This window comes from Streptomyces sp. CB02980 (assembly GCF_014451325.2).
In the GTDB taxonomy this organism is placed as follows: Bacteria; Actinomycetota; Actinomycetes; order Streptomycetales; family Streptomycetaceae; genus Streptomyces.
This window is the reverse complement of record NZ_JACSCH020000016.1, coordinates 164,221-184,225: the sequence shown is the minus strand read 5'-3', so window position 1 is coordinate 184,225 and position 20,005 is coordinate 164,221. Positions and strand designations below refer to the sequence as shown.

General features: G+C 73.6%; 14 protein-coding genes and 1 other RNA gene. 12 read left to right on the top strand and 3 right to left on the bottom strand.

Annotated elements, in window-relative coordinates:
- Positions 1-43: 43 nt before the first annotated feature.
- Positions 44-4,120, bottom strand: a complete 4,077-nt coding sequence (locus tag E0F75_RS29575) for an FtsK/SpoIIIE domain-containing protein (protein WP_229314009.1) — start codon at positions 4,118-4,120, stop codon at positions 44-46.
- A 536-nt stretch (positions 4,121-4,656) separates the two neighbouring features.
- Between E0F75_RS29575 and E0F75_RS29570 the strand changes: the two genes are divergently transcribed.
- From E0F75_RS29570 to E0F75_RS29555, 4 genes are all read left to right on the top strand, one after another.
- Positions 4,657-6,441 (top strand): serine/threonine-protein kinase, encoded by a 1,785-nt coding sequence (locus E0F75_RS29570; protein ID WP_229314008.1) that lies wholly within the window; start codon positions 4,657-4,659, stop codon positions 6,439-6,441.
- 126 nt (positions 6,442-6,567) lie between these two features.
- Positions 6,568-7,806, top strand: a complete 1,239-nt coding sequence (locus tag E0F75_RS29565; protein ID WP_229314007.1) for a serine/threonine-protein kinase — start codon at positions 6,568-6,570, stop codon at positions 7,804-7,806.
- A gap of 29 nt (positions 7,807-7,835) precedes the next feature.
- Positions 7,836-8,939: a peptide chain release factor 2 gene (gene prfB / locus E0F75_RS29560; RefSeq protein ID WP_229314006.1), complete on the top strand. Its 1,104-nt coding sequence runs from the start codon at positions 7,836-7,838 to the stop codon at positions 8,937-8,939.
- 392 nt (positions 8,940-9,331) lie between these two features.
- Entirely contained in the window at positions 9,332-10,048 is a 717-nt protein-coding gene (locus E0F75_RS29555) for a hypothetical protein (RefSeq protein WP_229314005.1), read from the top strand.
- Between the two features lie 118 nt (positions 10,049-10,166).
- On the opposite strand, the gene E0F75_RS29550 is transcribed toward E0F75_RS29555, so the two are convergent.
- Positions 10,167-10,352, bottom strand: coding sequence for a hypothetical protein (locus E0F75_RS29550; RefSeq protein ID WP_229314004.1), 186 nt, complete (start codon positions 10,350-10,352; stop codon positions 10,167-10,169).
- A 235-nt stretch (positions 10,353-10,587) separates the two neighbouring features.
- Between E0F75_RS29550 and ftsE the strand changes: the two genes are divergently transcribed.
- The 5 genes from ftsE (at position 10,588) to ssrA (ending at position 14,583) form a co-directional block, all read left to right on the top strand.
- A complete protein-coding gene (ftsE, locus tag E0F75_RS29545; protein WP_030223113.1) occupies positions 10,588-11,277 on the top strand; it encodes a cell division ATP-binding protein FtsE in 690 nt (229 codons plus the stop codon).
- Between the two features lie 23 nt (positions 11,278-11,300).
- Positions 11,301-12,218, top strand: a complete 918-nt coding sequence (gene ftsX / locus E0F75_RS29540; protein WP_229314003.1) for a permease-like cell division protein FtsX — start codon at positions 11,301-11,303, stop codon at positions 12,216-12,218.
- Positions 12,219-12,296: 78 nt separating this feature from the next.
- A complete protein-coding gene (locus E0F75_RS29535) occupies positions 12,297-13,484 on the top strand; it encodes a S41 family peptidase (RefSeq protein WP_229314002.1) in 1,188 nt (395 codons plus the stop codon).
- 18 nt (positions 13,485-13,502) lie between these two features.
- Entirely contained in the window at positions 13,503-14,042 is a 540-nt protein-coding gene (gene smpB / locus E0F75_RS29530; RefSeq protein WP_229314001.1) for an SsrA-binding protein SmpB, read from the top strand.
- Positions 14,043-14,190: 148 nt separating this feature from the next.
- Positions 14,191-14,583: a transfer-messenger RNA gene (gene ssrA, locus E0F75_RS29525) on the top strand.
- A gap of 81 nt (positions 14,584-14,664) precedes the next feature.
- Here ssrA and E0F75_RS29520 read toward each other — a convergent pair.
- Positions 14,665-15,930 (bottom strand): MFS transporter, encoded by a 1,266-nt coding sequence (locus E0F75_RS29520; protein WP_229314000.1) that lies wholly within the window; start codon positions 15,928-15,930, stop codon positions 14,665-14,667.
- Between the two features lie 212 nt (positions 15,931-16,142).
- On the opposite strand from E0F75_RS29520, the gene E0F75_RS29515 reads away from it, so the two are divergent.
- The 3 genes from E0F75_RS29515 (at position 16,143) to E0F75_RS29505 (ending at position 19,988) form a co-directional block, all read left to right on the top strand.
- Positions 16,143-17,102: a LysR family transcriptional regulator gene (locus E0F75_RS29515; protein ID WP_229314040.1), complete on the top strand. Its 960-nt coding sequence runs from the start codon at positions 16,143-16,145 to the stop codon at positions 17,100-17,102.
- A gap of 285 nt (positions 17,103-17,387) precedes the next feature.
- A complete protein-coding gene (locus tag E0F75_RS29510) occupies positions 17,388-18,755 on the top strand; it encodes a NarK/NasA family nitrate transporter (RefSeq protein WP_229313999.1) in 1,368 nt (455 codons plus the stop codon).
- 84 nt (positions 18,756-18,839) lie between these two features.
- Positions 18,840-19,988, top strand: coding sequence for a uroporphyrinogen-III synthase (locus E0F75_RS29505; protein WP_229313998.1), 1,149 nt, complete (start codon positions 18,840-18,842; stop codon positions 19,986-19,988).
- Positions 19,989-20,005 lie beyond the last annotated feature (17 nt).

Here is a 20,005-nt window from a genome sequence, read left to right as displayed (position 1 = left end):
GACCGGGTCGAGCGGGCGATCGCGACGCCCCCGTGACGTGGTGTCAGCTGTGGGTCGCGGGGGTCAGCGGGGCCACGGGCGTCGCCTCGACCGAGCGGGCGGCACGGTCGAGGGCGCTCGCGAGGAGGGCCAGATCCGTCGGCCCGTTACCCAGCTCGCGGACCGGACGGCGGGTCGGCGGATCGCCCATCCGCTCCCACTCCAGCGGCACGACGGTGGGGCGGAGCGTCGCCGTCCGGGGAATCCGGCCGGTGACGCGGCCCGCCTGGAAGGGCGTCACCCGGCCGTCCGGATGGCCGAGGCGCCCGCGCCCGGCGGCCGGTACGTCCGGTCCGCCGGTCACCGGGGGCGCGTCGAGCACGATGCGCAGCCGGGCCCCGTGGGCCAGCTCCGTGTCGGCGGTCCGGTCGGGACGCGCGGAGGTCGCGACGAGGTGCACGCCGAGCCGCTCGCCGTTCCGCGCGACGGCCTCCAGGGCCCGCACGACGGACCCGGCGGCGGGCCGCCCGGAGGCGCCGAGCGCGGGGGCGACGAGGGCGTCGAAGTCGTCGACGAGAACGATGAGCCGGGGGAGGTGGGCGGGTCCGCCCGAGGCTCGCCCGGACCCCTGCTCGCCGCCGGCGGGCCGGGGGATCCGCCCGGCCGTCTCCTCGCCGGAGGGGCGGGGCACGCGGCCGCCGGAGCGGTCGGCGAGGTCGCCGTCGCCGGGTCGGGGCACCCGGCCGCTCGGGTACCCGCCGAGGTCGCCGTCCCCGGGCCGGGACACACGCCCGCTGCCGTGGCCCACGAGGTCCTCCGCCCCGGTGCGGGACACGCGCCCGCTCGGGCGGTCCGTGAGGTCGCCGTCGCCGGTGCGGAGGGTGCGGCCGCCGGAGCGGTCGTCGCCGTCCCGGCGCGGCAGCCGCCCGCTGGGCGTGTCGGTCAGGAAGGCGTCGGCGCCTGCCCGCGGCCGGGAACCGGACCGCTCGTCGAGCGAACCGTCGCCGGGCCGGGGCACGCGCCCGCCGCCGGGTCCGCCGCGGTCGTCCGCGCCGAGCCGGGGCACCCGTCCACTGCCGTGGCCGCCAAGGTCCTCGGCACCGCCGCGGGACACGCGCCCACTGCCGTGGCCGCCCAGGTCCTCCGCACCCGCGCGGGCCACGCGGCCGCTCGGGAGGTCGGTGAGGTCGTCGTCGCCCGTGCGCAGGGTGCGGCTGCTGGGGCGCCCGCTCGGGTCATCGGAACCGGGGTACGCGATCCGGCCGGACCGGCCGTCGAGGTCTCCGGGGTACGCGCTCCGCGCGCTCGGCCGGCCGTCGACATCGCCCGGGTACGCGCTCCGCGCGCTCGACCGGCCGTCGAGGTCGCCCGGGTACGTGATCCGGCCGCTCGGGCGGCCGCCGAGGTCGTCCGACGTGGGGTACGGGCCGTCCGTGCGGCCGCCGCGCGTGCTCGGGAGGGCGCCGATCGTGCCGTCGCCCGTGCGCAGGGTGCGGCCGCTCGGGCGGTCCGTGAGGTCGCCGGAGTCCTGGAGGCGGACGGTCGCGCGGGCGCCCTGGGGCACGGACTCCGCCGCGCTCGGGGCACGCTGGCCGATCAGCCGGTCGGCGGCGGTCGCCGCGGGCGCCGCGCGCGTCCCCCGGCGGTCGGCGAAGTGGCCGTCGCCGAGCAGCTCCGCCCGGCGCTTCAGCTCCGCGCCCAGGGCCTGCGCGAACTCCCGCATCCGCACCGGGTCCGAGGCGACCAGGTGCTCCGTGACGTGCGGCAGCTCCGTACAGACCGCGAGCCCTTCGCCGCGGTCGCCGCCCGCCCCGTCCACCAGGAGCAGGCCGAGCCGGTCGGGGCGGCCGCCGGCCGCGAGCGAGGCGGCGATCGAACGGAGCAGCTCCGTCCGCCCGCTTCCCGCGGGTCCCTCGATCAGCAGGTGCGGCCCCTCGCGGGTGAGGTCCACGGCCAGGGGGCCGCGCGGCCCCGCGCCCAGGACGGCCGTGCCGTCCCCGGCGGAGGCCCAGCGGGCCATCAGGGAGGCGGGGGTGGCACGGGCGAGCCCGAGCTCGTCGAGGAGGCGGGACGACGGGGGCAGCGCGGCGGCCCGCGCGCCGGGCGCCGCCGTCGTGTCCGTGCGCAAGGGGGCGAGCGCCCGGCCGAACCGCTCGGCCCAGGCGACGGAGACCGCGTCGACCACACCGACCGTGCCGTGGCCGGCGACCCGTCCGCCGGCCGTCCTGAGCAGCCGCAGCGCCGTCGCCACGTCGCCGCTGAGGAGCGCGGCGGCCCCGCACTCGCGGAACGCGAGGGACGCGGCGCACGCCGTCTCGTAGGTGGCGGCCACCGGGGAGACCGGGGAGGCCGCGGGCGCCTCGGCGAGGCACAGGAGATGGATCCCGGCCGCCGAACCGGCTCCGGCCAGCCGCGCGACGGTCTCGCGCAGGGCCGCCGAACCGGGGTCGCCGTCGACGACCACGACCGTCGTCGGCCCCTCGTGACGGGCCGCCGCCTCCGCGACGGACGCGCGGTCGGCGCTGGGCCAGCCGGGGCCGAGCGGACCGTCGTCGAGCCGCCGGGTCAGCTCCGCCGTACGGGCCTGGGCCTGCTCGCGGTCGTACGCCAGGAGCAGCCGGCAGTCCTGGCCGTGGGCCGGCCGGACGTGCGGGAGCCAGCCGAGCCAGCCCCAGGACCGGCGCCGCTCCTCGACGGAGCGGTTCCGGTCGGCGCTGATCAGCACGATCTCCAGGTCGGAGGGGGAGTGCAGGGCGGCGAGCTGGGCGACGACCGAGCGGGCGAGACCGGCGAGCCGGTCGGCGGGGCCGGCGAGGCCCAGCGAACCGGCCTCCCGCAGTCCCACGGTGACCGGGACGCCGGAGAGGTCGGCGCGGTCCGTGGTGCCGAGCCGGACCACCAGGGATTCGGGGTGGTCCTGGCCGCGCTCCCAGAGCCGCGGGCCGGGACCGAGGGCGGTGAGCAGGACGGTGGCCGGATCGGGCCAGGTGTCGGCCATCGGCACGGGCGCGGGGGAACCGTCCCGGGCTCCGGCGCCGAGCCGGGCGCCCGCGTGGGTGTCCGGAGCCGTACGGGGGTCGGCGGCGGGCGCCGGGAGTTCCTCGCGTCCGCCGGCCAGGCGCCGGGCCCAGGCGCCGAGGCCCCGCTTGCCCCCGCCGCCCGCGCGCGGGGAGCCTGCCGGGGCCGGGGGAGTGTCGCCGCGGGGCGGGCGGGTCCGGCTGTGGGCCTCGCCGCCGCCGTCGGGCCCGTCGTGACCGCCGGGGTGGTCGCCCGCGCGGGCGTGGCCCGCGCCGGGGGAGTCCGTACCGCGGTCGCGGGCGCCCGGGCCGTACGGGTCGTCGTACGCGCGCTGAGGGGCCTCGCCCGGCGGGACGCCGCGCGCCCCGCCGTGGGTGGTGTCGTCCACCGGGCCGCCGGCCGCCGGGCGGGGCACGCCCGCGTGGGCGGGCCGGTCGCCCACCGCCGGAGCCCGTCCGTCGGCTTCGGGCGGTGCCACGCGCAGGTGGCCCTCGCCGTCCGGGGCCGGCGCCCTCGTCTCCGTACCCCCGAGGTCGTCGCCGGGGCCGGTCAGACGGAGGGCGGACTCGCCGAGGCGCAGCAGCGCGCCCGGCCGGAAGGCGACCGGGCGGTCGCCGACCGGTGCGCCGTCGAGGGTCGTGCCGTTCGTCGAGCCCCGGTCGGCGACCGTGACCCGGCCGTCCTCGCCGACGGTCACCGTGCAGTGCGCGCGGGAGACGTCCGGGTCGTCGAGCGGTACGTCGGCGTCCACGGAACGGCCGATTCTGATCGCTCCGCCGTGCAGCAGGTGCACTCCGCCCGCGTCCGGGCCCGCCACCACGTGCAGCCGGGCCGCGGCGGCCTCACCGACGCGGTCGTCGGGGCCCGGGACCTGGAGGGAGAGGACCGCGCCGTCGACCAGCGGGGGTTCGCCGAGCACACAGCGGCGGCCGTCGAGCCGCTCCGCGCCCGCGTAGAGCACGGTGGTGCCCGAGGCGGAGGTGTCGGGGCCGGTGACGGCGGCGGCGAGATTCGAGGCCACGGCGGCCAGGGCCGTCCCGGCGGGGGCCGTGACGAGCACGTCGCAGGTACGTCCGGCGCCATGGCCGGCGTACGGCGCGAGGACGGTCAGCCGGATCTGCATCGCCGTCAGCGGTCCCTTCTGCGTGATGCCCGGCAGGGGAACCGCCCTGTGACTCCCCCCACCCGGCACGGACGCGTCGCCCGGTACAGGTCGGCACGGCGCGGGGGCTCCCGACCCCACCGATGCGACGTGCTGGAGGCATCCTCGCACCTGCCACCGACAACCCGCCCCCGGGTCGGCCGGAAGTGATCTTGAATGGTCGACTGTGGACGCAAAAGTGCCTGGTTGAGCATGCCTTCGGAACATGCCCGGCAACCGTCCCGCCTCCGGAAGCGTCTTCTTTCGGACAGACCGGACCCGCCCGGGCCCGGCCCGCGAAGGCGCACGTCGGCACCGGCGTCGGCACGGCGCCGGCCCGCACCCGGCAGGCCGTCGGCAGGCCGTCGCAATCGGAATCGGCCTGTGGACGACCGGTCGGTACCCCGTTCGGCGGCACTAAAGTGGGTCGGACACCCGGACGGGTCACAACAGAGAACAGGGACCCCGGGAGCATCACCGGATCACCCCAGGACCACGATCAGCAGGGAGCGCGTGACGTGCGGCCTATCGGCAGCAAGTACCTGCTCGAGGAGCCGCTCGGCCGCGGCGCCACGGGCACCGTCTGGCGAGCCCGCCAGCGGGAGACGGCGGGCGCCGAGGCGGCCGTGGCCGGCCAGCCCGGCGAGACCGTCGCGATCAAGGTCCTCAAGGAGGAGCTGGCCAACGACGCGGACATCGTGATGCGCTTCCTGCGCGAGCGGTCCGTGCTGCTCCGGCTCACCCACCCCAACATCGTGCGCACCCGCGACCTGGTCGTCGAGGGCGATGTCCTCGCGCTCGTCATGGACCTCGTCGAGGGCCCCGACCTGCACCGGTACATCCGGGACAGCGGCCCGCTCACCCCGGTCGCCGCCGCCCTCCTGACCGCCCAGATCGCGGACGCGCTCGCCGCGAGCCACGCCGACGGCGTCGTCCACCGCGACCTGAAGCCGGCCAACGTCCTGCTCGCCGAGCAGGGCGGCCAGATGCACCCGATGCTCACCGACTTCGGCATCGCGCGCCTCGCGGACTCCCCGGGCCTGACCCGCACCCACGAATTCGTCGGCACGCCCGCGTACGTGGCGCCGGAGTCCGCGGAGGGCCGCCCGCAGACCTCCGCCGTCGACATCTACGGCGCCGGCATCCTGCTCTACGAGCTGGTCACCGGCCGGCCCCCGTTCGCGGGCGGCAGTGCCCTCGAGGTCCTCCACCGGCACCTCAGCGAGGAGCCCCGCAGGCCCTCGACCGTGCCCGGACCCCTGTGGACGGTCATAGAGCGCTGCCTCAGCAAGGACCCGGAACGGCGGCCGAGCGCGGTGAACCTCGCGCGCGGTCTGCGCGCGGTCGCCGCCGGCATCGGCGTGCACTCCACGCCCGCCCAGATCGAGGCGGCCGAAGGCGTCGGCGCGCTCCTCGCCCCGGACCCGGCGCCCGCGCCCGTCCCGCAGACCCCCGAGGCGGGGGCCGCCGACCCCACCCAGGTGCTGCCCAGCGGTGCCGGGATGCCGCCGCAGTACGACCCCGCCGGCGCGACCAGCGTCATGCCGACCAGCGGCACGGCGGGCTCCGCCGACCCGACGGCCGTCATGCCCCCCGTACCGCCGCAGCCGCCGCAGTCCGGGCAGGGCGCGCAGTCCGAGGAGCCGCATCCCTGGCAGAGCCAGCTCCGCGCGGCCCGCGACCGCAACGAGCAGACGCAGGTGCAGTACCTGGACCCGAGCCAGGACCCGCTGCGCCGCCGCCCGCAGCGGCAGCAGCCCCCGCAGGACCAGCGGCCCGGCCAGTACGGGCAGCAGGGCCAGCAGGGCCAGCAGGGCCAGCAGGGCCAGCAGGGCCAGTACGGGCAGCAGCCGCCGCAGCCGTACCAGCAGCAGCAGCGTCCCGCGCAGCAGCGGCCGCAGCAGCCGTACCCGCCGCAGCACCAGCAGCAGCACCAGCCGCAGCAGTACGCGCCGCCGCCCGCCCCGCAGCAGTACGCGCAGCCCCAGCAGCAGTACACGCCGCCGCAGCCGCCACCCCAGGCCCCGGCCCCGCGCGAGCCGCGTCCGCCGCGTCAGCGCAGCGCCAACCCGGTGCGGATCCCCGGCCTCGGCTGCCTCAAGGGCTGCCTGGTCATGATCGTGCTGTTCGTGGTCGCGGGCTGGCTCGTCTGGGAACTGACCCCCCTCCAGGACTGGATCGCCGAGGGCAAGGGCTACTGGGAGGCCATCGGCGACGGCATCTCGAAGGTGACCGACTGGGTCTCCAAGATCGGCGAGGCCACCGATTCCACCGGTGCTACCGGCGGTACGACCGGGCAGTGAGGCCCTGGGACCACGTAATACTGCCGATTTATCGACTTCCGAGGGGTGATTTCCCCTCGGAAGTGACGTCCGGCGGCTGCGTACGCGTAACTTTGCACGCGAACCGCAGCCGCTGAGGGAGCAGTCTTGGCACGGAACATCGGCAGCCGCTACACCACCCACCAGATCCTGGGGCGGGGCAGTGCAGGAACGGTGTGGCTGGGCGAGGGGCCCGAGGGTCCCGTCGCCGTCAAACTGCTGCGCGAGGACCTGGCCTCCGACCAGGAGCTCGTCGGCCGCTTCGTCCAGGAGCGCACCGCCCTGCTCGGTCTCGACCACCCCCGCGTGGTCAAGGTCCGCGACCTCGTCGTCGACGGCAACGACCTGGCGCTCGTCATGGACCTCGTGCGCGGCACCGACCTGCGTACCCGACTCGACCGGGAACGCAGGCTCGCCCCCGAGGCCGCCGTCGCGATCGTCGCCGACGTCGCCGACGCCCTCGCGGCCGCGCACGCCGCCGGGATCGTCCACCGGGACGTCAAGCCGGAGAACATCCTGCTCGACATGGAGGGACCGCTCGGACCCGGCGGCGCGCACCCCGCCCTGCTCACCGACTTCGGCGTCGCCAAGCTGATCGACACGCCGGGCCGCACCAAGGCCACCCGGATCATCGGCACCCCCGACTACCTCGCCCCCGAGATCGTCGAGGGCCTCCCGCCGCGCGCCGCCGTCGACATCTACGCCCTCGCGACCGTCCTGTACGAGCTGCTCGCCGGCTTCACCCCCTTCGGCGGCGGCCACCCCGGCGCCGTGCTGCGCCGCCACGTCACCGAGACCGTCGTCCCGCTGCCCGGCATCCCCGAGGAGCTGTGGCAGCTGATCGTGCAGTGCCTGGCCAAGGCCCCGGCCTCCCGGCTGCGCGCCTCCGAGCTCGCCACCCGCCTCAAGGACGTCCTGCCGCTGCTCAAGGGCATCCCGCCGCTCGACGTGGACGAGCCGGACGCGGAGCCGGCGCCGGAGCCGTACGAGGAGGACGCGTACGCGACCGGTACGGGCGCGGGGGAGCCCGGTCCGCGCCGGGCCGCCGTCCCGCTCGTCCCCGGCGCCTCCGCCGACTCCAACCGCGACACCCACACCTCCATGCGCGTCCCGGCCCCCGACGAGCTCTCCGGCGGTCCCCTGGGCACGGCCCGCGCCCCGCGCCCCGCGGGGGCCCGCAGACCCGGCTCGGCCCGCCACAAGGCCGAGGCGGTCCGCAAGCGCCGGATCACCCTCACCATCGCGGCCGTGGTGGTCGCGGGCGCCCTCGGCGCGGGCGGCTACCTGGCGGTCTCCGGGGACGCCGACACCCCGCCGCAGGACTCCAGGCAGTCCTCACTGCCGTAACAGCGGCGGCGAGCCGTTACGCTGGACGCGTGGCAGTCGTCGATGTATCCGAAGAGCTGAAGTCCCTCTCCTCGACCATGGGGTCGATCGAGGCCGTCCTGGACCTCGAGAAGCTGAGGGCCGACATCGCCGTGCTCGAAGAGCAGGCCGCGGCCCCGTCCCTGTGGGACGACCCGGAGGCGGCGCAGAAGATCACGAGCAAGCTTTCGCACCTGCAGGCCGAGGTCCGCAAGGCCGAGACCCTGCGCGGGCGCATCGACGACCTGGCGGTGCTCTTCGAGCTCGCCGAGGAGATGGACGACCCGGACACCCTCGCCGAGGCCGAGACGGAGCTCACCTCCGTCCGCAAGGCCCTCGACGAGATGGAGGTCCGCACCCTCCTCTCCGGCGAGTACGACGAGCGCGAGGCCCTGGTCAACATCCGCGCCGAGGCCGGTGGCGTCGACGCCTCCGACTTCGCCGAGCGGCTCCAGCGCATGTACCTGCGCTGGGCGGAGCGCCACGGCTACTCGACCGAGATCTACGAGACCTCGTACGCGGAGGAGGCCGGCATCAAGTCGACCACCTTCGTGGTGAAGGCGCCGTACGCCTACGGCACGCTCTCCGTCGAGCAGGGCACCCACCGTCTGGTCCGCATCTCGCCCTTCGACAACCAGGGGCGTCGCCAGACCTCCTTCGCCGGTGTCGAGATCCTGCCGGTCGTCGAGTCCTCCGACCACGTCGAGATCGACGAGTCCGAGCTGCGCGTCGACGTCTACCGCGCCTCGGGCCCCGGCGGCCAGGGCGTCAACACGACCGACTCGGCCGTGCGCATCACGCACCTCCCGACCGGCATCGTCGTCTCCTGCCAGAACGAGCGCTCGCAGATCCAGAACAAGGCGAGCGCCATGAACGTCCTCCAGGCCAAGCTCCTCGAGCGCCAGCGCCAGGAGGAGCGGGCCAGGATGGACGCCCTGAAGGACAGCGGCAGCTCCTGGGGCAACCAGATGCGCTCGTACGTCCTGCACCCGTACCAGATGGTCAAGGACCTCCGTACGGAGTTCGAGGTCGGCAACCCGCAGTCCGTCCTGGACGGCGAGATCGACGGCTTCCTCGAGGCGGGCATCCGCTGGCGCAAGCAGCAGGAGAAGTAACCCCGGAACACGGCACGTTCGGGCCCCGCACCGTCATGGTGCGGGGCCCGTCGTCGTTCTGCGCGGTGGCCTCCGCCCGGTCGGCGGATTCGCTGACGCAAGCGGAAACGAGGCCGTTGGGGAGCTTTGTCGACAAGGGAACTGGCGGCTCGGGACCCGGAGTTCTGGGTTTACGTCACAGTTGCATCGTCGCATGTGGGACACGGTGTGATCTTTCGGGCATCGCACGCGCAACGACCTTGACGCTTCATCGGAAACTCGGAAGGGTGACGTACTGGCATGCGCATTTCTGGGGCGCGTGCGAACGGGGGCGGGCCCAGTAGTGAGCCGCCTCTGTCGCGTGCCCCGAGCGCTGCCCCATGACGAGATGAGCTACTGGGGGTAGCAGCCAGATGACCAAGCAGATGCGAGTCCGTATCGCGCGCATTGCCGCCGGTGCGGTGATCGCGGCCGGTGCGTCGCTGACCGCGGCGGGTGCGGCGCAGGCCGTAGGTGCCTTCGGCGACGACCTTCCGATCCCGTCGGACACCTGCATGCCGGGTGGAGCCGGGTGCGAGACGACGCCGCCTCCGACCACCGAGCCGCCCACGACGGAGCCTCCGACCACGGAGCCGCCGACGACGGAGCCGCCCACCACCGAGCCTCCGACCACGGAGCCTCCGACCACGGAGCCGCCCACGACGGAGCCGCCCACCACGGAGCCGCCGACGACGGAGCCGCCCACCACCGAGCCGCCGGTCACCGAGCCGCCGACGACGGAGCCGCCGGTCACCGAGCCGCCGACCGAGCCGGAGCCGGGTGACACGGACGGTCCGGGCCAGACCGAGACGCCCACCACCCCGGGTGACGACAACACCGACAACGGTGACGCCGGCACCTGCACCGTCGACCTCGACGGCGCCGAGTGCGTGGACAGCGGCAACAGCAACACCGACACCAACAACGCCGGCTCGCAGCCCGTGCAGCAGGGTCAGGCCAAGGAGGAGCTCGCCGAGACCGGTGCGGCCGAGACCTCGTTCCTGATCATCGGCGCCGCGACCATGATCGCCGGTGGCATCGGCTTCCGTATGCTGCCGCGTCTCGTCGGCGGTGGCCGCGCCGCCGTCTGATCCCGTCGCAAGCGTGGATCCGTACGGCGTATGACGTACAGAGCATGAGGAAGGGCCGGGGAGATGCTCCCCGGCCCTTCCTCATGGTTCCGGCTCGTGTGGACGCCGTGCGGTCCCGCTAGACCGTACGGACCGCCGCGAGCAGGGCGATCGCAGCCAGCAGGGCGATCACCAGTGCCAGCAGCATCGCGGGCGAGAGACCACCCTGCGGGGTCAGTCGCTCCCGGTTCGCGCGGCAGACGGGGCAGCGGCCCTCGGCGACCGGGGCCGCGCAGTTGGCGCACACCAGTCGGTCGTAGGTCATGCGCTCTCCTCCTCCCGCACTGGGCTTCACACCAGGACAACGCCCGACGGGGTCCGGACGTTCCCCCTACCACTGTGCCAGCTCGACGGCGTTTCGGCGCGCCCCGCCGGTTCGCGACCGTTTCGTCCGCGAGGGCGAAAAGGATAAACGCCGCAAGCCGGAACCGCGACTGCGCGGGTCTTCCCCGGTCGCGTAAGGTCACGCACACCTACTCCCGGCCGACCGTGGTGCATCCGTGATCCGATTCGACAACGTCTCCAAGTCCTATCCGAAGCAGAACCGCCCCGCGCTCCGGGATGTATCCCTGGAGATCGAGAAGGGGGAGTTCGTCTTCCTCGTCGGTTCGTCCGGCTCCGGAAAGTCGACTTTCCTGCGGCTGCTCCTCCGTGAGGAGCGCGCCAGCCAAGGCCAGGTGCACGTCCTCGGCAAGGACCTGGCCCGGCTCTCCAACTGGAAGGTGCCGCACATGCGGCGTCAGCTCGGCACCGTCTTCCAGGACTTCCGCCTCCTTCCCAACAAGACCGTCGCCGAGAACGTGGCCTTCGCCCAGGAGGTCATCGGCAAGCCGCGCGGCGAGATCCGCAAGGCCGTGCCGCAGGTGCTCGACCTGGTCGGGCTCGGCGGCAAGGAGGACCGGATGCCGGGTGAGCTCTCCGGCGGTGAGCAGCAGCGCGTCGCCATCGCCCGGGCCTTCGTCAACCGCCCGATGCTGCTGATCGCCGACGAGCCCACCGGCAACCTCGACCCGCAGACCTCGGTCGGCATCATGAAGCTGCTCGACCGCATCAACAGGACAGGGACCACCGTCGTCATGGCGACCCACGACCAGAACATCGTCGACCAGATGCGCAAGCGCGTCATCGAGCTCGAGAAGGGCCGCCTCGTCCGCGACCAGGCCCGCGGCGTCTACGGTTACCAGCACTGAGCAGGTAGGGGACTCAACACACCATGCGCGCTCAGTTCGTGCTCTCCGAGATCGGCGTCGGTCTCCGGCGCAATCTCACGATGACGTTCGCCGTCATCGTCTCCGTGGCCCTCTCGCTCGCCCTGTTCGGCGGTGCGCTGCTCATGCGCGAGCAGGTCAGCACGATGAAGGACTACTGGTACGACAAGGTCAACGTCTCCATCTTCCTCTGCAACAAGGCCGACGCGGCCTCGGCGGCCAAGTGCGCCAAGGGTGCGGTCACGGCGCAGCAGAAGGAGCAGATCGAGGCCGATCTGAAGAAGATGGACATCGTCGACACCGTCATGCACGAGACGGCCGACGAGGCGTTCAAGCGTTACAAGGAGCAGTACGGCGACACCGCCATCGCCTCCGTCGTGACGCCGGACCAGATGCAGGAGTCGTTCCGGGTCAAGCTCAAGGACCCGGAGAAGTACAAGGTGGTCGCCACCGCCTTCGCCGGCCGTGACGGCGTCGAGTCGGTCGCGGACCAGCGGGGCATCCTGCAGAACCTCTTCGACCTGATGAACGGCATGAACATCGCCGCCCTCGGCGTCATGGGGCTGATGCTGGTCATCGCGTTGATGCTGATCGTCAACACGGTCCGCGTCTCGGCCTTCAGCCGCCGCCGCGAGACCGGGATCATGCGACTCGTCGGCGCGTCCAGCTTCTACATCCAGATGCCGTTCATCATGGAGGCGGCGTTCGCCGGACTCCTCGGTGGCGCGGTCGCCTGTGTGCTGCTGCTCGTCGGCCGGTACTTCCTCATCGACCACGGCATCGCGCTCGCGGAGAAGATGCAGCTCGTCAACTTCATCGGCTGGGACGCCGTCCTCGCCAAGCTGCCGCTGGTGATCGCCATCGGGCTGCTGATGCCCGCGGTGGCCGCCTTCATCGCGCTGCGCAAGTACCTGAAGGTGTGAGAAGACACCAGTGACGGCGGATGGCGTCGTACGGGCAAAGCCCGTGCGGCGCCATTGCCTTGTCCTAGAGTGGGCGCCATGCCGGCCGGCACCGACCATCTCTGTATCCGGCCCCGCGGAGTGCTCCGTGGGGCCGTTCTGACGTTGGTCTTCACCGGGGTCCTGGCCACCGCCGCCGCCACCGGCTCGCTGCCCCGGCAGGAATCCGCCGCCGGGCGCACGGAGGCGACCCTGCGCGCGGGGGAGGGGTCCCGGGACTCCGCGACGGTCGACAGCGCCGCCCTGAACCGGGCCGCGGCCGACGCCATGGCGGACGGCAAGTCGGGCAAGCAGGCGGCCGAGGAGTTCGTCAGCCGCAGCGGAGACCGCTGGGGCGCGGTGTACGACAAGAGGGAGTACGCCGAGTTCGAGCAGGCCCTCGACGGCACCTACACCGGCGTGGGGCTCTCCGCCGGCCGGGCCGGCGAGGGCGGGGTCCGGGTGACCCGGGTGCAGAGCGGCGGCCCCGCCGAGCGGGCCGGGCTCCGGGCCGAGGACCGGCTCGTCTCCGTCGACGGCCGCCCGGTCCACGGGCTCTCGGTCTCCGAGGTCGTCGCCCTCCTGCGCGGCGACGGCGTACCCGGCTCCGCCGTCGCCCTCCGGGTCGAGCGCGGCCGCGCGGCCTGGACCCAGACCCTGCACCGGGCCAGGCTCGCCACGGACCCCGTCACCGTTCGCCGCCTCGACGACGGGACCCTGCTGATCCGGGTCGCCGCCTTCACCAAGGGCGCGGGCACGCGCGTGCGGGACGCGGTACGGGCCGCCCCGGCCGGCGCCGGCGTCCTCCTGGACCTGCGGGGCAACTCCGGCGGCCTGGTCGTGGAGGCCGCCGTGGCCGCCTCCGCCTTCCTCGACGGCGGTCTGGTCGCCACGTACGACGTGGAGGGCGAGCAGCGCGCCGTGTACGCGGAGGGCGGTGGCGACACCGGCAGGCCCCTGGTGGCGCTGATCGACGGCGGCACGATGAGCGCGGCCGAGCTGCTCACCGGCGCCCTCCAGGACCGGGGCAGGGCCGTCACGGTCGGCTCGCGCACCTTCGGCAAGGGTTCGGTCCAGATGCCCAGCGCCCTGCCGGACGGCTCCGTCGCCGAGCTGACCGTCGGCCACTACCGCACCCCGGCCGGTCACGCCGTCGACGGCCGGGGCATCACGCCCGACCTGACCGCCGGGGAACGGGCGGAAGAACGGGCGAAGACGGTATTGAGTGGCCTCGGAGGGGGGTCGTAGTGCGAAAATGACCGCACTATGGCAAAGGGACTCGTGAACGTGCAGGGCAAGCCTGCGAAGAAGAACCAGGACAAGGCGCCCGAGCGCAAGATCATCGCGCAGAACAAGAAGGCGCGCCACGACTACCACATCGTCGACACCTACGAGTGCGGTCTGGTGCTCATGGGCACCGAGGTGAAGTCGCTGCGGATGGGCCGCGCCTCGCTGGTCGACGGCTTCGTGCAGATCGACCGGCACGAGGCGTGGCTGCACAACATCCATGTGCCCGAGTACATGCAGGGCAGCTGGACCAACCACTCGGCGAAGCGGAAGCGCAAGCTGCTGCTGCACCGCGAGGAGATCGACAAGCTGGAGGCGAAGTCGCAGGAGACGGGTCACACGATCGTGCCCCTCGCGCTGTACTTCCTGAACGGCCGGGTCAAGGTCGAGATCGCGCTCGCCAAGGGCAAGAAGGAGTTCGACAAGCGCCAGACCCTGCGCGAGCAGCAGGACACCCGCGAGACGAACCGGGCCATCGCGGCGGCCAAGCGCAAGCAGCGGGCGGCTCAGGCCGCGTAGCCCCGCCCCGCGGCGTGGGCGTGGCCCCCGGCGGCGCGGTTCTGCGGAGCGGCGCGGCCACGGTTAATACGCTGGCGACAGCACCCGTCGGTCACGTACGATGGGCCGTGCACACCCCGCAAGGGTGCGCACTTTGAAAAATAAACATGGGGATGATCGGTTTCGACAGCGGATACCGATGCAGGGGAAGCGTGTCGAGGAAGCGGCAATGATCTCGTTAACCATATGTCGCAACCAATAATCGCCAACTCCAAGAGCGATAACTCCCGCTTCGCCCTCGCTGCCTAATTTTAGGTAACGACAAGAAGCCTCTGTGAGGAGCGTCAGCCCGGGGGTGGTCCCGACCCGGATCCTGGCGTCATTTAGGGATCTAAACCTCTCACCCCGGTCACGGGGGTGAGAGGGAAATCAAACAGTGACTGAGCCCGTCGGAGACTTGTCCGTGTGATCTCCGGGGCTGAGAAACTCGTAGCGGACTGCGCACGGAGAAGCCCTGTTTCCGTACCGTTGGACGCGGGTTCGATTCCCGCCATCTCCACCGAGCGTCCGAGAAGCTCGCCTCCTCGGACATCTCATCCCATGTGGGCGAAGGCCCGGCAGTCATCCGACTGCCGGGCCTTCGTCATGCCCGGCTCCCCACCTTGGTCGCCGCGCAGAGCGCCAGCGCCGCGGCGGCCGCGGTGGCCGGGACCAGGAAGCCGAAAGAGGCGAACGGGGCGTGGTCGGCGGCCCAGCCGCCGGTGGCGGAGCCGGCCGCGATGCCGCCGAGCAGGGCGGTCACGGCCAGCGTCATGCCCTCGTTGAGCTGGGACGCCGGGGTCAGGCGCTGCACCAGGCCCATGCCCGTCACCATCGTCGGAGCCGTCGCCATGCCCGCCAGGAGGAGCCCGGCGGCGAGGGCGAGCAGCGAGCCGGTCGAGGCGGCGAGCAGCGGCATCGTCATCAGGACGGCCATCGCGGCCAGGCAGGTGCGGAGCCGGACGGTGCGGTGGGCGCGGCCGTAGAGGAGGCCCGCCGCGCAGGAGCCCGCGGCCTGGAGTGCCAGCACCGGACCGGCGACGGGTCCGTCCACGTACGCCACGGTCACCACCTCCATGGAGCCGAAGACCGCGCCGGTGGCGAGGAAGACCGCCAGGAGCGGGGCCATGCCGGGGACCCGCAGCGGGGAGCCCGCGGCGGTACGGGGTGAGACCGGTGGCTCGGTGGAGCGCTGGGCGGCGAAGATCAGGACGCCGGTGAGGAACAGGGCGGCGCCGACGAGGGTGCCGGCCTCGGGGAAGAGCGTGGCGCAGAGCAGTGCGGCGACGACCGGGCCGAGCATGAAGCAGAGCTCGTCGGTGGCCTGTTCGAAGGCGTTGGCGGTGTGCAGGGCGTCCCGGTCGCCCTTGAGGAGATGGGCCCAGCGGGCCCGGGACATGCCGCCCGTATTGGGCGAGGTGGCGGTGAGCGCCGTGGTGGCGAACAGGGCCCAGACGGGTGCCTTCTCGTGGACGCAGAGCAGCAGCACCAGATGGCCGAGGACGGCGTAGGCGGTGGCGGGGACCGCGATCCGCGCCTGGCCGTACCGGTCGACGAGCCGGGCGATCCAGGGGGCGGTGAGGGCCCCGGCGGCCATGCCGGTGGCGGTCACGCCGCCCGCGAGGGCGTACGAGTCGTAGGCCGCCGCGATCATGATCACGGCGCTGACGCCGAACATGCCCATGGGCAGCCGGGCGATCAGATTGCCGACGACGAAGCCGCGGGCGCCGGGGACGGTGAAGAGGCGGAGGTAGGAGTTGCGGGGCGGGTGGGCGGCGGCGGGGCTGCTGGGGACGGCGGTGCGCCGGTCGCGGTAGCGGGGGGCGAGGGCCGGGCCCGCCGGGGTGAGGGTGAGGTCCGGGTGCGGCATGGATCAAGGCTCGCCGGAGGGGGCAGGACGGGTCCAACACCTGTTCGGTGGCCATTCACTCGGCTGTGTTGTTAAATGCGGCGATGCCCTCCCCGGTACCTTCTCCCATGCCGGCGTCTCCCGTGCCGGCGTCTCCCATGCCGGCGTCTCCCGTGCCGGCGTCTCCCGTGTCGGCGTCTGCCGTGCCGGCGTCCGCCGCGTCGGCGTCCGCCGTGCCGCGCGACATCGACCCCCGCCTCCTGCGCGCCTTCACCGCGGTCGCCGAGGAGCTGCACTTCACCCGCGCCGCCGCCCGCCGCTACGTGGCCCAGCAGGCCCTCAGCCGTGACATCCGGCGCCTGGAGCGCGACGTGGGCGCCGAGCTCTTCGTACGGACCACCCGGCAGGTCTCCCTCACACCGGACGGCGAGCGCCTCCTCCCGTACGCGCTCCGGGTGTTGGCCGCGCACGACGAGCTGACCGAGGCCTTCCGGGCCGCGCCCCGGCCGCTCCTCGTCGACCTCAACAGCCCCGGCCTCGCCCCCGAGAACGTGCTGCGCCGGGCTCGTGAACTCGCCCCGGACCAAGAACTGATGGCCCGCTACGAGAGCGGACTCACCGGCGCCGTACGGGAGATGCTCGCCGGGCGGCTCGACACCTCCTTCGGCCGGTACGGCGGGCTCGACTCCGGGCTGCGGGCACGGCTCGAGTCCCAGTTCGTGCGGTACGAGCGGATGGCCGTGATCCTCCCCGACGACCACCCGCTCGCCGACCTGACCGAGGTGCCGCTCGCCGCTCTCGCCGGGGAACGGATCTACGCGGGCGCGGGGAACGACCGCACGCCCGAGTGGACCGACCTCGCCGCCCGGCTCTTCGCCGGGCGCGGCATCGAGATCGCCCCGCCCGCGCCGCTCGCCATCGGCAAGGAGGAGTTCCGCCGCATCATGGCCAAGCACCGCAACCCGGTGCTCGCCGTCGTCGACTTCCCGCCCATGCCCGGCTGTGTGCTGCGGCCGCTCGTCGACCCCGTACCCCTGTCGCCCGTGAGCCTGGTGTGGCGCAAGGGGCTGCGCCACCCCGGTCTGGACGCGCTGCGGACCGCGGCCGCCGAGATCGGCGCCAGGGAGGGCTGGCACGCCCGCCCGGCCGGGTCCTGGCTGCCGGAGGGGGAGCCGGGGCTGCCGGGCGCCTGAGGGGCGGCACGCGTGGAGACCCGGTCACGTCCACCCGTAGGACCCGGCGAGTGAGCCCTGTTCCTCCGGCTTCAGCGCCCCGGCGGGGGTCCCCCAGCGAAGCGAGGGGGAGAGCCGAGCCCGAGAAGAAGGGGGGCGCTCACAGGGGCTTCGCGCTCCGGGTGAGAGCAAGGTTCCGTTGACGTCACCTCGCGGCACCGGGCCGAAACGCGGCCTCCCTAGCGTCGGGGACAGGTGGACCGGGGCTGTGGACGCCCCAGGACCCGACACCCGCGGAGGTACGACATGGGCGGCCGGTGGATCGAGCAGTGGGAGCCGGAGGACGAGACCTTCTGGCGCGAGAAGGGGGAGCGGATCGCGCGGCGGAACCTGCTGTACTCCGTCATCTCCGAGCACATCGGCTTCTCCATCTGGAGCCTGTGGTCGGTCATGGTGCTCTTCATGGGGCCGCAGTACGGCGTCGACCCGGCCGGCAAGTTCTTCCTGATCGGGACCGCGACCTTCGTCGGCGCGCTGATCCGCATCCCGTACACCTTCGCCGTCGCCCGCTTCGGCGGCCGCAACTGGACGGTCTTCAGCGCCCTGCTGCTCCTGCTGCCCACCGGCTTCGCCTTCGCGGTGATGGAGCCCGGGACCTCGTACACCACCTTCGTGCTGGTGGCGGCGCTCACCGGCGTCGGCGGCGGCAACTTCGCCTCCTCGATGACCAACATCAACGCCTTCTTCCCGCTGCGGAAGAAGGGCTGGGCGCTCGGGCTCAACGCGGGCGGCGGCAACATCGGCGTCCCCGTCGTCCAGCTCGTCGGCCTCCTCGTCATCGGTACGGCGGGCGCCCTGCACCCGAGGATCGTGCTCGGCGTCTACCTGCCCCTGATCATCGTCGCCGCCGTCTGCGCCGCGCTCTTCATGGACAACCTCGCCCCCGTGAAGAACGACACCGGTGCCGCGAAGGAAGCCGTCCGGGCCCGTCACACCTGGATCATGGCCTTCCTGTACATCGGCACCTTCGGCTCCTTCATCGGGTACAGCTTCGCCTTCGGCCTGGTCCTCCAGACCCAGTTCGGCCGCACCCCGCTCCAGGCCGCCTCGCTCACCTTCATCGGCCCGCTGCTCGGCTCCCTCATCCGGCCGATCGGCGGCTCCCTCGCCGACCGGCACGGCGGCGCCCGCATCACCCTGGGGACCTTCGCCGCGATGGCCCTCGCCACCGGTGTGGTCATCTACGCCTCCGTGGTCGAGTCCCTCTCCGTCTTCCTCGTCGGCTTCATCGGCCTCTTCGTCCTCAGCGGCCTCGGCAACGGCTCCACGTACAAGATGATCCCGGCGATCTTCCTCGCCCAGGGGCACCGCAAGGGCCTCGCGGGAGAGACCGCCGAGGCCTACGGGCGACGGCTCTCCGGCGCCGCGATGGGCCTCATCGGAGCGGTCGGCGCGCTCGGCGGCCTCGGCATCAACCTCGCCTTCCGCCAGTCCTTCCAGACCTCCGGCACCGGCACGGCGGCCTTCGTCGCCTTCCTGGCCTTCTACGGGGCCTGCATGGTCGTCACCTGGGCGGTATACCTTCGCGCTCCGGCCGCGGTCCCCTCCACGGTCCCGGAGAACGCCGGGGACGTCACCGAGCCGGAGCCGCGGCCCGGCTACGCGAAGGTGTGATGTCCGGTGCCCGGCGCGGACCGTAACGATCAGGAAATACGGGCGAACCGAGACCGTCACGCGTCCCCGTCAGGCTCTGACCCCATGGACGAGCAGCAAGAACACGGCCCCGCCGGGCCCCTCGCCGGCTTCACGGTCGGCGTCACCGCGGCGCGGCGCGCGGACGAACTCATCGCGCTGCTGCGCCGGCGGGGCGCGGCCGTCGTCCACGGACCCGCCCTGCGGATCGTGCCCCTCGCGGACGACACCGAACTCCTCGCCGCCACCAAGGAACTCATCGGCCACGCCCCGGACGTCGTCGTCGCCACGACGGCGATCGGCTTCCGCGGCTGGGTCGAGGCGGCGGAGGGCTGGGGGTGCGGCGAGGAGCTCCTCGCCATGCTTCGGGACGTCGAGCTGCTCGCCCGGGGACCCAAGGTCAAGGGAGCCGTACGGGCCGCCGGGCTCACCGAGTCCTGGTCGCCGGGTTCGGAGTCCATGGCCGAGGTCCTCGACCGGCTCCTCGGCGAGGGCGTGGCGGGCCGGCGGATCGCGCTCCAGCTGCACGGGGAGCCGCTGCCCGGCTTCGTGGAGGCGCTCACGGCAGGCGGCGCGGAGGTGGTCGGCGTGCCCGTCTACCGCTGGATGCCGCCGGAGGACATCGGGCCGCTCGACCGGCTCCTCGACGGGGCCCTGTCCGGGGGCCTGGACGCGGTCACCTTCACCAGCGCGCCCGCCGCGGTGTCGCTGCTGTCGCGGGCCGAGGAGAGGGGCGTACGGGCCGAACTCGTCGCCGCGCTGAGGCACGGCGTCCTCGCGGTGTGCGTGGGGCCCGTGACGGCGCTCCCGCTCCAGGCCGAGGGCATCGACACGTACGCACCCGAGCGGTTCCGGCTCGGGCCGCTCGTCCAGCTGCTCTGCAAGGAGCTGCCGGCCCGCTCGCGGGTCCTGCCCGTGGCGGGCCACCGGGTGGAGGTCCGCGGGCACGCCGTCCTCGTCGACGGCCTCCTGCGGCCCGTCCCGCCCGCCGGAATGGCCCTCGTCGGGCTCCTCGCCCGCCGCCCCGGCTGGGTGGTCTCCCGCGCGGACCTGCTGCGCGCGCTGCCGGGCGCGGGGCGGGACGAGCACGCGGTGGAGACGGCGATGGCGCGGCTGCGGGCGGCCCTGGGCACGCCGAAGCTGATCCAGACGGTCGTCAAGCGCGGCTACCGGCTGGCGCTGGATGCGGCGGCGGACGCGAAGTACGACGACTAGCGGCGGGACGCGTGCGG